Origin of the sequence: Halosolutus amylolyticus (assembly GCF_023566055.1) — an archaeon.
Lineage (GTDB): Archaea > Halobacteriota > Halobacteria > Halobacteriales > Natrialbaceae > Halosolutus > Halosolutus amylolyticus.
The window spans coordinates 90419-105620 of record NZ_JALIQP010000001.1 but is presented as its reverse complement, the minus strand read 5'-3'; the positions used below and the strand labels follow the sequence as shown (position 1 = coordinate 105620).

Annotated in this window: 12 protein-coding genes; 4 read left to right on the top strand and 8 right to left on the bottom strand. The window is 65.7% G+C overall.

Annotated elements, in window-relative coordinates; genetic code table 11:
* Positions 1 to 226: 226 nt before the first annotated feature.
* Positions 227 to 2533: an amino acid permease gene (locus tag MUN73_RS00535; RefSeq protein WP_250138501.1), complete on the top strand. Its 2307-nt coding sequence runs from the start codon at positions 227 to 229 to the stop codon at positions 2531 to 2533.
* Positions 2534 to 2664: 131 nt separating this feature from the next.
* Here the strand turns inward: MUN73_RS00535 and MUN73_RS00530 are convergent, their stop codons facing one another.
* Positions 2665 to 4209 (bottom strand): TrkH family potassium uptake protein, encoded by a 1545-nt coding sequence (locus MUN73_RS00530; protein ID WP_250139591.1) that lies wholly within the window; start codon positions 4207 to 4209, stop codon positions 2665 to 2667.
* Between the two features lie 163 nt (positions 4210 to 4372).
* On the opposite strand from MUN73_RS00530, the gene MUN73_RS00525 reads away from it, so the two are divergent.
* Positions 4373 to 4573 carry a hypothetical protein gene (locus MUN73_RS00525; protein ID WP_250138500.1) on the top strand — a complete coding sequence of 67 codons (201 nt, stop codon included), beginning with the start codon at positions 4373 to 4375 and terminating at the stop codon, positions 4571 to 4573.
* A 54-nt stretch (positions 4574 to 4627) separates the two neighbouring features.
* Here the strand turns inward: MUN73_RS00525 and trkA are convergent, their stop codons facing one another.
* Positions 4628 to 5962 (bottom strand): Trk system potassium transporter TrkA, encoded by a 1335-nt coding sequence (gene trkA / locus MUN73_RS00520; protein WP_250138499.1) that lies wholly within the window; start codon positions 5960 to 5962, stop codon positions 4628 to 4630.
* A gap of 90 nt (positions 5963 to 6052) precedes the next feature.
* A complete protein-coding gene (locus tag MUN73_RS00515) occupies positions 6053 to 6613 on the bottom strand; it encodes a tRNA (cytidine(56)-2'-O)-methyltransferase (RefSeq protein WP_250138498.1) in 561 nt (186 codons plus the stop codon).
* Between the two features lie 115 nt (positions 6614 to 6728).
* On the opposite strand from MUN73_RS00515, the gene MUN73_RS00510 reads away from it, so the two are divergent.
* Positions 6729 to 7253 carry a cupin domain-containing protein gene (locus MUN73_RS00510; RefSeq protein ID WP_250138497.1) on the top strand — a complete coding sequence of 175 codons (525 nt, stop codon included), beginning with the start codon at positions 6729 to 6731 and terminating at the stop codon, positions 7251 to 7253.
* 67 nt (positions 7254 to 7320) lie between these two features.
* Positions 7321 to 7539: a DUF8119 family protein gene (locus MUN73_RS00505; protein WP_250138496.1), complete on the top strand. Its 219-nt coding sequence runs from the start codon at positions 7321 to 7323 to the stop codon at positions 7537 to 7539.
* Between the two features lie 341 nt (positions 7540 to 7880).
* Here the strand turns inward: MUN73_RS00505 and MUN73_RS00500 are convergent, their stop codons facing one another.
* From MUN73_RS00500 to MUN73_RS00480, 5 genes are all read right to left on the bottom strand, one after another.
* Positions 7881 to 8348 (bottom strand): universal stress protein, encoded by a 468-nt coding sequence (locus MUN73_RS00500; protein ID WP_250138495.1) that lies wholly within the window; start codon positions 8346 to 8348, stop codon positions 7881 to 7883.
* Positions 8349 to 8351: 3 nt separating this feature from the next.
* Positions 8352 to 10070, bottom strand: coding sequence for a VC_2705 family sodium/solute symporter (locus MUN73_RS00495; protein ID WP_250138494.1), 1719 nt, complete (start codon positions 10068 to 10070; stop codon positions 8352 to 8354).
* On the bottom strand, positions 10067 to 10522 hold the full coding sequence (locus MUN73_RS00490; protein ID WP_250138493.1) for a DUF4212 domain-containing protein: 456 nt from the start codon (positions 10520 to 10522) through the stop codon (positions 10067 to 10069). Before MUN73_RS00490 ends, MUN73_RS00495 begins: the two co-directional genes overlap by 4 nt.
* 55 nt (positions 10523 to 10577) lie before the next feature.
* Entirely contained in the window at positions 10578 to 12554 is a 1977-nt protein-coding gene (acs, locus tag MUN73_RS00485) for an acetate--CoA ligase (protein ID WP_250138492.1), read from the bottom strand.
* Positions 12555 to 12865: 311 nt separating this feature from the next.
* Complete coding sequence (locus tag MUN73_RS00480) at positions 12866 to 15079, bottom strand: bacterio-opsin activator domain-containing protein (protein ID WP_250138491.1); 2214 nt, start codon at positions 15077 to 15079, stop codon at positions 12866 to 12868.
* Positions 15080 to 15202: the final 123 nt, after the last annotated feature.

Sequence of the window (15202 nt, the reverse complement as noted above, 5' to 3'; positions counted from 1 at the left end):
GTGCCGCCGATCCCGCGTCGATTCGTGCCGACGAAAATCGGGCGATTCTCTGGAATAGCAAATGCAAAAGGTTCAAATTCACTTCGCCTATCGAATAGATATGTTGACTTCGAAGATGGATACCGCTAGTCGTCGCCACGAGATCGTAAGACGACCGGGGTCAGGGCGGCCAGTTCAGAACAGTGCACGAGCGCCTGCCGGGCGATTTCTCGCGTGGTGAGCGGGAATGAGTACTGAAGAAGAACTCGCGAAGGACCTCGGCCCGCTCGCCGCGCTGACGATCGGGATCGGGACGATGATCGGTGCCGGCATTTTCGTCCTTCCGGGGACGGCAGTCGCACGGGCCGGGCCGCTCGCCGCGGCGACGTTCGTCCTCGGCGGGGTCATCGCACTCTTTACCGCGCTGTCCGCCTCCGAACTCGGGACGGCGATGCCCAAGTCCGGCGGCGCGTACTTCTACGTGAACCGCGCGCTCGGACCCATGTTCGGGTCCGTCGCGGGGTGGGCGAACTGGCTCGGGCTCGCGTTCGCCTCCGCGTTCTACATGTACGGCTTCGGCGAGTACGTCAACGCGCTGGTCGGGCTCGGATCGGTTGGGCTCGGCCCGCTGACGCTGGAGGCGGCGCAGGTGATCGGACTCGCGGGCGCCCTCCTTTTCATCGCGGTCAACTACTTCGGCGCGAAGGAGACGGGCGGGCTCCAGATCGTCATCGTCATGTCGCTTCTGGGCATTCTCGCCGTCTTCACCGTCGTCGGGCTGTTGAACGCCGACATGGAGTCGCTACGGCCGCTCGCGCCGCCGGGCACGACGAGCCAGGTGCTCCCGGTCACGGGGATCATCTTCGTCTCGTATCTCGGGTTCGTCCAGATCACCTCGGTCGCCGAGGAGATCAAGAACCCCGGGCGGAACCTCCCGCTCGCGGTCCTCGGCTCGGTCGTCATCGTTACGGTCGTGTACGCGCTGTTTCTCCTCGTATTGCTCGCGGCGGTACCGAACGACCTCGTCGCCAACAACGAGACCGCGGTCGTCGACGCCGCCCGCCTGCTGTTCGGCAACTACGAGGTGTTCGGCTACTCGCTGGGCGTCGTCGGCGCCGGCATGCTGCTGATCGGCGGGCTGCTCGCGACCGCCTCCTCGGCGAACGCGTCGATCCTCTCGTCGTCGCGGATCAACTTCGCGATGGGGCGCGAGAAGATCGTCACCCCGAAACTCAACGAGATCCACAAGCGGTTCGGGACGCCCTACAAGTCGATCGCGCTCACCGGCGCGCTCATCCTCGTGTTCCTCGTCGCCGGGGGCGTCGAGTCGCTCTCGACGATGGGGTCCGTGCTCCACCTCATCGTTTACGGACTGCTCAACCTCGCGCTGATCGTGATGCGCGAGTCGGAGGTCGAGGGGTACGACCCCGACTTCGAGGTCCCGCTCTACCCGATCGTCCCGATAATCGGGACGGTATCGTCGTTCGCGCTGATCGCGTACATCGAGCCGAGGATCATCCTCCTTTCGGCCGGACTCGTCGTATTCGCCCTGCTCTGGTACCTCTTGTACGCCCGCGAGAAGGTGGAAACGCGCGGCGTGCTGGGGACGTGGATCCTCGATCGCTCCGAGGAGATGCCCGACGCGGCCGTCTCCGCGGCGACGTCCGTCCAGCCCGAAAAGAGCACCTACCGCGTGATGGTGCCGCTGGCGAACCCGGCCACGGAGAAACACCTCATCACGCTCGCGTCGGCAATCGCGAAAGAGCGTGACGGCACCGTCGTCGCGGTCAACATCGCGAACGTGCCCGACCAGACGTCGCTGGCGGCGGCCCGCGATCGGGGCGCGTACGACGCCGCCAACGAACTGCTCGAGACCGCAAAAGCGGACGCCGAGACCCTCGACGTCGACGTGGAAACGCACGTGATCCTCTCACACCGGACGTTCGAGGAGGTGTTCGACGCCGCGACGACCTTCGACGCGGACATGACCGTGATGGGGTGGGGAGAAGACCACCACTCGTCCGGTCGCGCGGAGTCCGCGATCGACGAACTCGCGCACAACCTGCCCTGCGACTTCCTCGTCTTCAAGGATCGCGGCTTCGACCCGTCGCGCATCCTCGTCCCGACCGCGGGCGGTCCGGACTCGGCGCTCTCGGCGGCAGTCGCGGAGACGCTCGGCGATGAGTTCGACGCCGAGGTGACTCTCCTTCACGTCGCGGACGACACCGACGCCGGAGAGGCGTTCCTGAACGAGTGGGCGGCCGACCACGGCCTGGCGGACGCGACCCTCCGCGTCGAGTCTGGCGACGTCGAGACCCGTATCGCGGAGGCGGCGACGGACGCGACGCTGCTAATCATCGGCGCGACCGAGAAGGGGCTGCTCTCGCGACTGGTCCGCGGCTCGCTCGTCCTCGACGTGCTGGACGACGTCGAGTGCTCGGTCCTGCTCGCCGAGACGCAACACAAGCGCGGCTTCAGGGAACGGATTTTCGGCTCCCGCGATCGCACCCCGGAACGGAACGAACCGGAGAACGAACCCCGGACGAAAGCGTAGGAACGCCCTCGACGGGTCGGAGAGGGCGTGCTTGCTCGTATTCTACGAATCGCTTCGAAGCCGTCGTCGGACCGGCGATCCGGCGTGTCGCCCCTGTTCGTCGTGGTACGCTGGACGAGACGATCTCGCGATTACCGCCGCCAGAACGCCCCGGTGAACACGACGAGCGCGGGGATGATCTCGAGGCGGCCGATCCACATGAGAAAGATCATCAGGAGTTTGGACGTGTACGGAAACTCGAGGTAACTTCCGAACGGACCCAGCGAGCCAAAGCCCGGTCCGATGTTCCCGATCGTCGCGATGCTCGCGCTGATCGCCTCCAGGGCGGTCAACTCGTAACCGACGCGGGCGGCGTCTAGCGCGATCAGGACCGTCGAGAGTCCGAAGATGAGGAAGTAAATGAACGTGAATCCGAGGACCCCTCGAACGGCGTCCTCGTCGACCACGTAGCCGCCGAGCCTGATCGGCCGGACGGCCTCGGGGTGGGCGGCGGTGAACAGTTCCCGGTGGGCGACCTTCAGGACGATCAACCAGCGGATGACCTTGACGCCGCCGCCGGTCGACCCGGCGCTCCCCCCGATGAACATCGTGAATAGGAGCAGAACCTGGGCGTGCGTCTCCCACTCCGCGAAGTCGCTCGTCGCGAATCCCGTCGAGTTCAGCAGCGAGACGATCTGGAACGTGGCCTGTCTGAGTGCCGGTTCGATCGTTCCTTCGGTGGTCCCGCCGAGCGCCCCCAGTGCCGGCGCCGCCCCACTGTAGAGGAGCGCGCCGAGGATCCCAGTCAGGACTGCGATCGCACCGGCGTAGGTTCGAAACTCCGTGTTCCGGAGGAAGCGCCGCGGTTCGCCCCGGAGCAGGTACCAGAACAGCGCGAAGTTCGTCCCCGCGACGACGATGAACGGGATGATGACCCACTGGACGATCGCCGTGAACGCGGCGATGCTGTCGGCCTCCGGGGAGAACCCGCCGGTCGGCAGGGTCGTAAAGCCGTGGGCGACCGCGTTGTAGAACGTCATCTCCGGGGCGAGCCCGAGGAGGTGGAGCCCGTACAGCAGACTGATCAACAGGACGGTAAAGCCGAAGTAAACGAGCCAGAGGATCCGCGCGGTTTCGGCGATCTTCGGCGTGAGTTTCTGGAGTTCCGGTCCGGGTGCCTCGGCGCGAATCAACTGCGCCCCGTTGACCGCCAGTTCGGGGAGGATGGCGATCATCAGGACGATGATCCCCATCCCGCCCAGCCACTGGGTGAGCTGGCGCCACATCATGATCGCGTGGGAGTGGCGCTCGGTCGAAATCTCGCCGAGGACGGTCGCCCCGGTGGTCGTGAACCCGGACATCGACTCGAAGAGGGCGTTGACCGGGTGTGAGAGGGTCGACGCGGTTCCATATCCCGCCAGGACGTACGGGACCGCTCCGACGATCGCGACGGCGAGCCAGGAGATCGCCACCACCAGCATCGCCTCTCGCGGCTGGAGATCCGGCTCCGGATCGAGTCGTTCGAGGGCGAGTCCGAGCGCGATCGTGAACGCGATCGTCAGCCCGAACACGAGGAGTTGTCTCTCTTCCACGTAGACGAGCGCGACGACTAGCGGGACGACCATCGTCAGCGCGAGATACTTCAGGATCGTCCCTGTGAGTGCGACGCTCGCCCGCCAGTCGATCCGTACCATCAGTCCCACCCCGCAGACCGGCTACTCGTCAACTCGTCCGACGATCGCACGCCCGTCATCCTGTCGACAGACGACTCGGGGAGACGACTAAAGGGCTTCGTCTCGTAGAAATCCTCGAATGCCCGTCCGTCTGCCCAGTGTTCGCGATCCACGAACGTTTTTCGACGTGTTCGGGGTCGTCGTCATCTCGATCGGACTGATGGCCGCCATCCTGACCGTCTGGCACGGGACGATCGTCCGGATCGAGATGGTCGCGTTCGGTCTCCTGGTGCTCGTCTGGGTGCTGTGGGCAGTCGACAGAATCCTCGAGCGATCGGTCGAGAGAGCCAAACGGGAGACGGGACAGAACAGGGAGTGGCGGCGCTGATCGCGTCACCGCCGATGCGACGGCGACCGAGTCGGCGGTGACGCGATAACCGGGTTAGATGAGGTCGATGACGTCGTCGAGGACTCTCGCGTCGACGAAGAGCACGACGTGGTCGCCCGATTCGACGACCGTCGTCCCGCGGGGCGTCACCAGTTCGCCGCCGCGGGAGATCGCCCCGATCACGACACCGTCGGGCAGGTCGGCGGTCGCCTCGGCGATCGGTCGGCCCGTCAGGACGCTGTTGATGTTCGCCTCGATCTCGATCACCTCGGCGCGATCGTGTTCGAGCATGGCCACCTTCTCGGTGTGGTCGGCGCGGGTAAAGCGGACGATCTCCTCGGCGGTCTCCTCGCGCGGGTTGACCGCCACGTCGATTCCGACGGTCTCGAAGACGTCCGCGTACTCGGGGTGTTCGATGACGGCGACGGTCCGATCGACGCCGAGACGACGGGCAAGAAGCGAGACGAGCAGGTTCTTCTCGTCGCTGTCGAGGGCGGCGACGACGATGTCGGCCTCGTCGACGTGCTCGCGGGCCAGAAACTCCGCGTCCGTCGCGTCGCTTTCCATCACCATCGTGTTCGGCAGTTTCTCGGCGACCTCCCGGGCGCGATCGGGATCCCGTTCGATCAGTCGCGGTCGGTTGCCCTGTTCGTCGAACAGTCGGGCGACCTGGAAGCCGATCTCGCTGGCCCCGACGATGACGACTTCCTTGGACCCGTTCGTCTCGGCCGTGGCAATGTCGGTGGCGAACCCACTGACGGAGTCGGGACTACCGATCACGACCACCCTGTCGCCGGCGCGCATCATCGTTTCGCCGGTCGCGACCATCATCTCCCCGTCGCGGAAGATGCCGGCGAACGTCAGCGAGTCGTACTGGTCGGCCTCGCGAACGGTCTTGTCAGCGACGGGGCTCCCCGATCCGATGTCGAACTCGGCCATCCGGACGAGCCCGCCGGCGAACATCTCGACGTCCTGGGCCGCGGCCAGGCCCGAAATCCGGAAGATCGCCTGGGCGGTCAGCAGGTCCGTACAGGCCATGAAGTCCACGCCGAACGCGCCCTGGGAGCCCTGCCAGGTCTCGAGCAGGGTGCGGCGCTTGACGCGGGCGATCGTGAACGCGTCGCTCCTGGTCTTTGCGGCCCCACAGACGACGAGGTTGGTCTCGTCGTCGTCCGTGCACGCGATGACCAGCCCGGCAGACTCGATGTTCGCCTCCTCGAGCGTCTCGATGTCCGTCCCGTCCCCTTCGACCGCCAGGACGTCGAGCGAGTAGGTCAGCTCGTCGACGACGTCGCCGTCCTGATCGACGATCACGACGTCGTGGGAGTCCTCGAGGTTGGCGGCGATCGTGCGCCCGACCTCGCCGGCACCGACGACGATCACGCGCACGGCGATCCCTCACGAATCATTATTGGTGGATGTTTTCGTAGCGGGAGGATATACGTTACGCACGATCACTGTATGGCTTAAGAGGGGGCGCTACTCCCCGTCGTCGTCCGCGTCGGCCGACTCGACCCGTTTGCCGGTCTCCATCGGGATCACGCGCCGATCGGCGTCTACCCACTCGCGGTCCAGTTCCCGACCCTCGAAGAGTCGATCGAGGAAGACCGCGAGGCCGGCCACCTCGGAGTGGGGCTGGTTGGTGACGCCGACGTTCCAGTCGGCCGCCTCGTAGACGTCGAAGGAGACCTTCTCCGCCCCGACGACGACCAGGAGCGGGTCCTCGTCGTCGTGGTGGGCCGATCGGATCTCGCCCTCGACGTCCTGGACGCGCTCGCCGTACATCGTGAGGTGGACGATCCGGCCGTCCCAGTTTCGGATGAGCGCCTTCGGCGACGCCGTCAGTTCGACGTCGAACGGGCCGCCGAACCGATCGGTGATGTCCGCGACGGTCTCGTGGGACTGGCCCGCGTTGTCGGGGAAGACGGCTCGATCGGCCCCGAGCGCTCGCGCGGTCAGTCCGACGTGGGTCGTCATCCGCTCGTCCCGGCCGGGGCGGTGGCCGAGTCGAAGGACGGCGACCTCGGGAAACTCCTGCATGAGGGTACCCACTGGGGCGGGAGGTTAGGGGATTTCGTTTTGCACCCCGACTCCGGGGGACCGGTGGCCAGGCTGACACCGACCGTTATTGGGCCCCTCTCCCATGCTATGTACTATGGAGAAGATCAACGAATCCGCCCTCGACTGGGACGAGTACGATCGCGACGAGACGGACGGCGAGACCGCCTTTCGGCGCAAAGAACTCGCGAACGCGGTCGACGCCGACGACCTCGGCTGTAGCCTCTACGAACTGCCGCCGGGGAGTCGATCGTGGCCCTACCACTACCACACGGCCAACGAGGAGGCGCTGTACGTGCTGGCGGGCGAGGGACGGCTCCGGGCCGCGGATGGCGAAGAGCCGCTTCGGGCGGGGGACTACGTGACCCTGCCGGCGGACGAGAGCGGCGGCCACCGGGTCGTCAACGACGGCGACGACCCGCTCCGGTACCTGATGATCTCGACGATGATCGAACCCGATATCACCGTCTACCCGGAGATGGAGAAGTTCGGCGTCTACGTCGGCTCCCCGCCCGGCGGGCGGGACGAACGATCGCTCGAGGGGTACTATCGAATCGACGACGACGTCGAGTACTGGGACGAGGACTCGTCCGAGGGGAGCCTCGATCGAGAGCGCCGATAGGCTTTTTCAGGTGCCGGAAAAACTCGTAGTCGATGGGCGAAACCGGGGTTCAGCGGGTGATCGATCGATGAGTGGCATCGCCGAGTGGCTCGAAACCGCCCGAGAGGAGCGGTGGGGGATCCTCACCGACCTGATGTTCGCGATCCTCTGGGTAACGGCGGTCGACGTCTTCTTCACGCTGGTCGACGGGCCGAGGTGGGCGTACTACATGTTCATGCTCGCTGGAATCGTCGCGTACTACGGCTTCTTCATGAGTCTCAAGCTGGCGAGGGCGAACCAGGAGTAACGAGCCGTCGCGAGGAACCGCAGACCCGGGTCGGTCGGAGAATTCGTCGATCGGTTCGAAGACGCTCGCGACCGCGACCCGTCCGTCCGGGAGGGCCGATAGCAGACGATCCAACCCGGGATCGGCGTCGGTGTCGCTCTCGAGGCGATCGGTGGCGTCGAGCGCCGCTTCGATGCCCAACCCGAACCGCGTCAAGCCCCGTGGCATTCGCTTCGAACAGCCTGTACCTATTGGGACGATTCTGATACGAGGCGGTGTCCGAATCGGCGCCACCGTCGCTGATCGACGTGGCGGCGAAAAAACAGTGGTCGTCGGCTATTCGTGCGATGAACGCGAGTCCGCTATTTGACCTCGTCCGCTCGCGCGTCGACGACGAGTACGGGGACCGTCGTCGATCGGAGCGTCCGTTCGGTGACGCTCCCGAGCAGCGCGCGTCTCACGCCGGAGCGACCGTGGCTTCCCATGACGACGAGATCGATGTCATTGTCGCTGGCGTAGTCGGCGATCAAATCGTGGGGCTGTCCTCCGGAGGTGTGTTCGACGACCGTGAGTCCGCGCTCGTGCGCCTGCTCGCGGACGTAGCCGGTTGCGGCTTCCGCGTCCTCGCGGAGTTCGGTCATGCCCTGGAAGTTACCCTGTCTGATCCGATCGACCTGTTCTGCGCCCAGGCTGTACGCGACCGCGTCGGTGTCGACGACGTACAGCGCGTGCACCTCGGCGTCGTACTGCGCGGCGATGTCGAGCGCGTGCTCGACCGCCAGTTCCGCTACGTCACTTCCGTCCGTCGGGATGAGTATGCGTTCGTACATGGATCAGTCGTCCGCAGGGCTCGGTCCACCGCTGTTCTTCTCGGCGACGACGTCGGCCGCCGTCTTGTCTTTTGGCATCGGTTCCGGGCTGTGACACTGCCGGACCATCTGCTTGGTCTCGAGCGGCGGTTCGTCGGTGACCAGCGAGACGGCGATGGTGACGGCGAAGACGATCGGCACGCCGACCAGGCCGGAGCCGATCGCGGGCATCCACGTCGCGAGGAACTCGTTTCCGAAGCCGGGACCGAAGTGGCCCTCGTTGAACATCGGGATGAGCCAGACGATCAGTCCGGTGGTCATGCCCGCGAGCGCGCCCTGCCGGTTCGTGTTCTCCCACCAGAGCCCGAGGAAGAACATCGGGAACAGGACGATGGCCGCGAGCGAGAACGCGAACGAGACCAGCGCGGCGATCGGTGCCGTGGGGTCCAGCGCGAAGATGATCGTCAGCACGCCCAGGGCCACGATGCTCAGACGGCCGACGAGGACCTGCTGGCGCTGGGTAGCGTCGGGGTTGATGATGTTTGCGTAGATGTCGTGCGAGATCGCCGAGGAGCCGGCGATGAACAGACCGGCGACCGTCGCGACCGCCGCGGCGATGCCGCCCGCCGCGACGAAGCCGACGAGCCAGGTCGGCAGCCCGGCCAGTTGCGTCGCCAGCACGACGATGACGTCACCGGCTTCTGCGCTCATTCCGGGATCGCCGTACGCCGCGCGAACCCCGTCGCTGTAGAGGTCGGTACCGAACGCCGCGTACGCGGGTGCCGACAGGTACAGTAGACAGATGAAGAACAGCCCCCAGGTGCACGACCAGCGGGCGATTCGCTCGTTCTCGACAGTGTAGAACCGGACCAGCACGTGGGGCAGGCCGCAGGTCCCGAAGATCAGGCTGAACGCCGTCGCGATCCACAGGTAGTAGCTCCCGCCCGCGAACGGATCGGAGAACTCGGCGCTGAGTTCGTTGATCAGCATCCCGTACTCGAGCTGTGGTAGTATCGTCGAGTAGCCCGAGGCGTAGCCAGTCACCAGTAACCCGATCAGGAACGCGCTGATGAGGATGACGTACTGGATGACCATCGTCTTGGTCGCGCCGAGCATCCCCGACAGCGCGAGGTACGCGATCGTGATGACCATGAAGATGACCATCATCCCCTGGTACCCGCTCAGACCCGGAAGGCCGGGGTCTCCGAGGATGTAGAGGCCAACCAGACCCATCCCGCGTGCCTGGCCGAGCGCGTAGACGAACCCGATCAGGAACGTCGTGATCGCGGCGATCGCACGCGCGGCGTCCGAGTTGAACCGGTCGCCGACGAAGTCGGGCGCGGTGTACTTCCCGAACCGGCGCATCTGCGCGGCCAGGAAGATGAGCAGGATGAAGTAACCGGTCGTCCAGCCGACGACGAACGCCAGCCCGTAGACGCCTGATAAGGCGATGAGTGCGGCCATCCCCAGGTAGGAGGCGGCCGACATCCAGTTGGCGCCGATCGCCATCCCGTTTTCGACGTTGCCGATCGAGCGACCGGCGACCCACATATCGGCCGTGTCGGCGACCTTGTAGAAGACCCCGGCCGCCAGGAACAGCCCCATCATCGCGATGACGATGATCGCAGGTACCGGCTTGAAGCCGATATCCAGCCCCTCCGGAAGCAACGCCTCGTCCGCCTGGAGCGGCACGAACACGTCCCCCGCGATCGCGAGGGCGTCAGCCGCGGCGAGCCCGCTCATTTCTCGGCACCCCCGTCGGTCGCGGTCGGCTCCTGACCGCTGGTGTCAGTCCGTTCCAGATCGGCTCCGGCGAACTGTTCGATATCGTATTTTTCGTCGATGTGATCGCGCTTGCGGACGTACCAGACCGACAGCAGGAGCGCGCCGCCCGGTCCGCCGATCGCGATCAGGAAGTAGTGAAGCGGGAAGCCGAGTACCGGCATCGTCGACGTCATCACGTCCGGTGCGAGCCGCGTCAACGTGATCGGTCCGAAGACGATCACCGCCCAGATCGCGAACCCCCGTAAGATGATTCGATTGTGGTCCTGCATGAACGGGGTCGCCGGTTTCAGCAGGTTGATCTCGACGTCCAGATAGTCGATTTGCTTCTCCCGCTCGACTTCCGAGACGCCTCCGTCCGTCTGGAGTTCGTTCGATTCGTCGCTCGTATTGTGACTGTTATTGTCTGTCATGTGTTGAACCGTGATGTTTACTGTCTGTGTCTCTCTTATAAATATGTCGGGGTGATTACTCGCCCGCGACCTGCTCGGCGATATCGTCGACGACGTCCGGATTCCGCAGCGTCGACGTGTTCCCGAGTTCGTTGCCGCTCGCGATGTCCTCGAGCAGCCGGCGCATGATCTTGCCCGATCGCGTCTTGGGCAGTTCGGGCGTGAAGATCACTTCCTCGGGCTTGGCGATTGGCCCGATCGAGTCGAGGATGCCTTCGACGGCCTGCTCCTCGAGTTCCTCGTTGCCTTCGTAGCCGTCTTCGGGGATCGCGTAGACGTAGACCGCCTCGCCCTTGACCTCGTGGTCGCCGCCGACGACGGCGGCTTCGGCGATCCCCTCGACGCCGACGACGGCCGACTCGATCTCCATCGTGCCGAGCCGGTGGCCGGAGACGTTGAGCACGTCGTCGACCCGACCCAGGACCGTAATGAAGCCGTCATCGTCGATCTTGGCCCCGTCCTCGGGGAAGTAGACCCACTCGTCGGCCTCCTCGTCGGAGTACTCGCTCCAGTACTCCTCGATGAACCGATCGTCGTTGTTGTACAGCGTCCGGAGCATGCCCGGCCACGGGTTGTTGACCGTGACGTAGCCGGCCTGCCCGGCGTCGACCTCCTCACCCTGCGCGTTGACGACGCGCGCGTCGATTCCCGGTAGCGGCGGCCCCGCGGAGCCCGGTTTCATGGTGTTGATCCCCGGCAGGGTGGTGATCATCATGCCCCCGGTCTCGGTCTGCCACCAGGTGTCGACGATCGGGCACTCCTCGTTGCCGATGTGCTTGTAGTACCACTTCCAGGCGCGCGGGTTGATCGGCTCCCCGACGGTGCCGAGCAGTCGCAGCGAGGAGAGGTCGTGGTTCTGCGTGTACTCCTCGCCCCACTTCATGAACGCCCGGATCGCCGTTGGCGCGGTGTAGAAGATGTCGACCTCGTTCTTCTCGACGATCTCCCACAGGCGATCCTTGTCGGGGTAGTCCGGCGTTCCCTCGTACATCACCGATGTCGTGCCCAGCGCGAGCGGCCCGTAGACGATGTAGGAGTGGCCGGTGATCCAGCCGATGTCCGCCGAACACCAGTAGGTGTCATCGGCTTCGATGTCCAGCACGGCGTGGCTCGTCCAGGCCGTGTACGCGAGGTAGCCGCCGGTGGTGTGCTTGACACCTTTCGGCTTGCCGGTCGTCCCGGAGGTGTACATCAGGAACAGCATGTCCTCGGCGTCCCGCGAGACCGGCTCGACCGACGACCCCTCGTGGTCGGCCACCAGCTCGTCGTAGTCGTGCTGGTTGTCCGCGAGGTCGTGCTCGAGGTCGTCACCCAGCCGATCGACGACCACGACGTCGGAGACCTCGTGCTCGACGCCCTCGAGACCCTCGTTGGCCTTCGAGATGTGATCGAGCGCGTCGCCGCGGCGGTAGTAGCCGTCGCAGGTGACGAGGTACTCGCTGTCGGCCGAGTTCATCCGCGTGGCGAGCGCGTCCGCCGAGAAGCCGGCGAAGACGACCGAGTGCGGCGCGCCGATGCGGGCACAGGCCAGCATCGCGATCGGCAACTCGGGAATCATCGGCATGTACAGCGTGACGACGTCGTCCTCCTCGACGCCGAGGTCCCGAAGGGTCGCCGCGAAGTCCTCGACCTCGTCTAGCAGTTCCTCGTAGGTGTAGGTGCGCGTCTCGCCGAGTTCACCCTCCCACTCGATCGCCACGCTGTCGCCCGCACCGTCCTCGACGTGGCGGTCGAGACAGTTGTACGACGCGTTGAGTTCGCCGCCGGTGAACCACTCGTAGAACGGCGCGTTCCCGTCCTCCAGGACGGTGTCGTACGCCTCGTCCCACGAGAGCAGATCGGCTGCTCGTTCCCAGCACTCCGGCCAGTTCTCCTCGAACTCGTCGTATACCCCCGGATCAGTGACGTTTGCCTGCTCGACGAACGACTCTGGAGGTTCGAACGCCTCTTGCTCCTCGAGTCGTGCCTCGAGATCGGCATTGTCCTGTGACATGGTACAGCCAACCAATCGAGTACCCACTTAGTAAAGCCGGCCTCTAGTTGTACAAAATCGACTCGATTCTCGGAGGAGTATCTAGCATATATTGACTGTTTTAAGACATGATAGCCGGTTCCGACGCCCGTTTTTCCGTGTTATCGACGGCGCGACGGACCATCACTGGACGGATCGTGTCGACTGCGTGGCGGACCGTCCGCGATCTCGAACGGTTCGGACGGAACATCTAGAGACCTAGCACCGGGTCGATCACGATCGCTCCGGACAGTCCCCGTCCGGATCGTCGACGACCGTTCGCCCGATAGACGCTACTCGTCCGGATCGTCGAAGAACGTCCGGAGCAACTCGTGTTGCCCCTTCCGCAGGTGGTTGTGCAGTGTCGGGGAGGAAACCCCCATCGCGTCGGCGACTTCCTCGGCCGTGCTCTCCCGGGGCCAGTCGTAGTAGCCGCCGAAATAGGCCGCCCGGAGCGCGGCCTCCTGGCGATCTGTCAGGCGATCCTCGAGTCCTTCCCGGAACTCGCGGGCCGTCTGGACGGTTCGCTCGGCCTCGCGTTTCCCCAGCAGTTCGGAGTCCGGGAACGTGGAGCGAAGCCCGTCGAGGATCGTCCGGACGTCGGCGTCGGCCGCGCAGTCGCCGGTAATCGTCGCCGACCCGCCCTCGAAGACCGCCTCGTGGACGGTCACCCCGTACTCGGTGAGCGTGACGATCGGACAGGAACTCTCGATGACGAACTCGACGCGCCAGCCGTCCTCGTCGGTCTCGATCAGCCGACAGTCCTCGATTCCGGGAGCAGCGTCGGCGAGGTCGAAGACGTCGGACGGCGACGCCCCCTCGAGCCAGACGTAGTAGAGCTGCGTCGACTCCTCGATCGAGACCAGCGAGTCGAGTTCGAACCGACAGCCGAGTTTGCGCGAGGCGTCGACGAAGAACGATCGATCGTCGCGGCAGGCGATCTCGAGTTCGATCACGCGATCGGACAGCAGGAGGTTCCGCCGGCGGATCGCGGCGATCGCGTAGCCGACCTGTCGGCCGATCGTCTCGAGCCACGCCCGCTCGTCGTCTTCGAACGCCCCCGGTCGCTCGGTCGCGACCGCGAGCGTTCCGTAGACGGTGTCGCCGTAGCCGAGGGGGACTCTCGCGACGGCCCCCGCGAACGCGTCGTCGTCGAGCGTCGCCCCGACGTCGTCAGCGACGGTCACCGCTCCGCCCTCGGTCTCGCCGGTGATCGCCGGGTCCGATCGGTCGACCCCAGTGCCCGAACCGTCCCCGCGCCACTCGTCCGGAACGACCCGTTCGACCGCGCCGGGGTCGATCCCGCTGGAGGCGCGCCACTTCCGGCGGCGATCCGACATGGTCGCCCGGTCGATCCAGGCGAACTCGTAGGCCCGTCCGTCGGTGAGTGCGGCACACGTGGCCGTCTCGACCTCCTCGTGATCGGTCGATTCGAGCAACGCGTCGGTCACGGCCCGGTGTCGCTGGGAGACCGCGTAGAGCCGATCGAGTTCGTCCCGGCGCTCGCGCACGCCCTCGAGTTCCTCGTGGACGGCCGTCGCGTCGCGGACGAAGACGGCGAACCCGCGGTGGTGACCCTGGTCGTCCCGGAGCGGCGAGACGGTTTCGGTCGCGCGGAACTGCGAGCCGTCCTTGTGGACGCGCCAGCCGTCGGTTTCGTAGCCCGATTCGTCGAGCGCCGTCGAGAGCGTCCGCTCCGGAACCCCGTCCTCGACGGCGTCGTCGGTGTAGAACGCCGAGACGTGGGTGCCGACGATCTCGCCAGCCCGGTAGCCGAACATCGCGGCCGCGCTGCGGTTCCACCGCTCGACGTAGCCGTCGGCGTCGAGGCGCACGAGAGCGTAGCGGTCGCTGGCGGCCAGTAACAGCCGAACGACGCTGTCGTCGCTCACCGCGGGACCGGACCGATGGTCCCCGGAGCGAGGCCGCGACGGCCCTTCGACGGCGTCGAATGCCTCGACGATCTCGGTATCCGTCGGCTCGGGCAGGTAGGACTCGAGGGCTTCGAAACTGCGCCAGCCGCCCGCACTCTTGACGACGCGGGGGTTCACGTCGTGGTCGACCAGCGCCGTGTGGGCGAAGTACTGCCGGAGGTTGCTCGTGGAGACGTCGGCGAGGCCGGGATCGTCGAACAGGTCGCTCGCCCGATCGGCGACGTCCGACACCAGCATCTGGAGGCGTCGCGGCGTCACGGTGAAGATCCGATCGTCGGACGAGAGGTCGTTACTGCGGGCGTACCGCTTCAGTTCGCGCTCGACGCGGGTCGGCAGGTACGCGGTTCGACCCCCGGCGTCGTCGCCGGTCGGCACCCGTACCAGGTACCGCGGCGGATCGATCCGCACCTGCTCGACGTCGCCGATCGTGAGCCGCGTCAGTTCGGCCGGCCGGAGTCCGACGTCCCCACAGAGCCGGATCACCAGCGCCTCTCGGTAGGTCTCCGCGGCGTCGAGGAGGGACTCGTACTCCCGGCGTCCGAGCACGACCCCCGTAGTCCCCTCGAGACTCATAGCGTCTGGTTCGCTCGTTCTGGCGACGCGAACATAACTGTATCGCCTGTCGTCACCGTTCACTGGATATTCCCGGATACGACGCAGTCGATCGCGGGGAAGTCGTTTCGTCAGCGTAGAAAT

Excerpts from the sequence above, each read along its gene's own strand:
- MUN73_RS00535 (WP_250138501.1), top strand. The coding sequence starts at position 227 with ATGAGTACTGAAGAAGAACTCGCGAAGGACCTCGGCCCGCTCGCCGCG.
- MUN73_RS00515 (WP_250138498.1), bottom strand. The coding sequence starts at position 6,613 with ATGCAGGAGTTTCCCGAGGTCGCCGTCCTTCGACTCGGCCACCGCCCC.
- MUN73_RS00510 (WP_250138497.1), top strand. The coding sequence starts at position 6,729 with ATGGAGAAGATCAACGAATCCGCCCTCGACTGGGACGAGTACGATCGC.
- MUN73_RS00505 (WP_250138496.1), top strand. The coding sequence starts at position 7,321 with ATGAGTGGCATCGCCGAGTGGCTCGAAACCGCCCGAGAGGAGCGGTGG.
- MUN73_RS00500 (WP_250138495.1), bottom strand. The coding sequence starts at position 8,348 with ATGTACGAACGCATACTCATCCCGACGGACGGAAGTGACGTAGCGGAA.
- MUN73_RS00495 (WP_250138494.1), bottom strand. The coding sequence starts at position 10,070 with ATGAGCGGGCTCGCCGCGGCTGACGCCCTCGCGATCGCGGGGGACGTG.
- MUN73_RS00490 (WP_250138493.1), bottom strand. The coding sequence starts at position 10,522 with ATGACAGACAATAACAGTCACAATACGAGCGACGAATCGAACGAACTC.
- acs (WP_250138492.1), bottom strand. The coding sequence starts at position 12,554 with ATGTCACAGGACAATGCCGATCTCGAGGCACGACTCGAGGAGCAAGAG.
- MUN73_RS00480 (WP_250138491.1), bottom strand. The coding sequence starts at position 15,079 with ATGAGTCTCGAGGGGACTACGGGGGTCGTGCTCGGACGCCGGGAGTAC.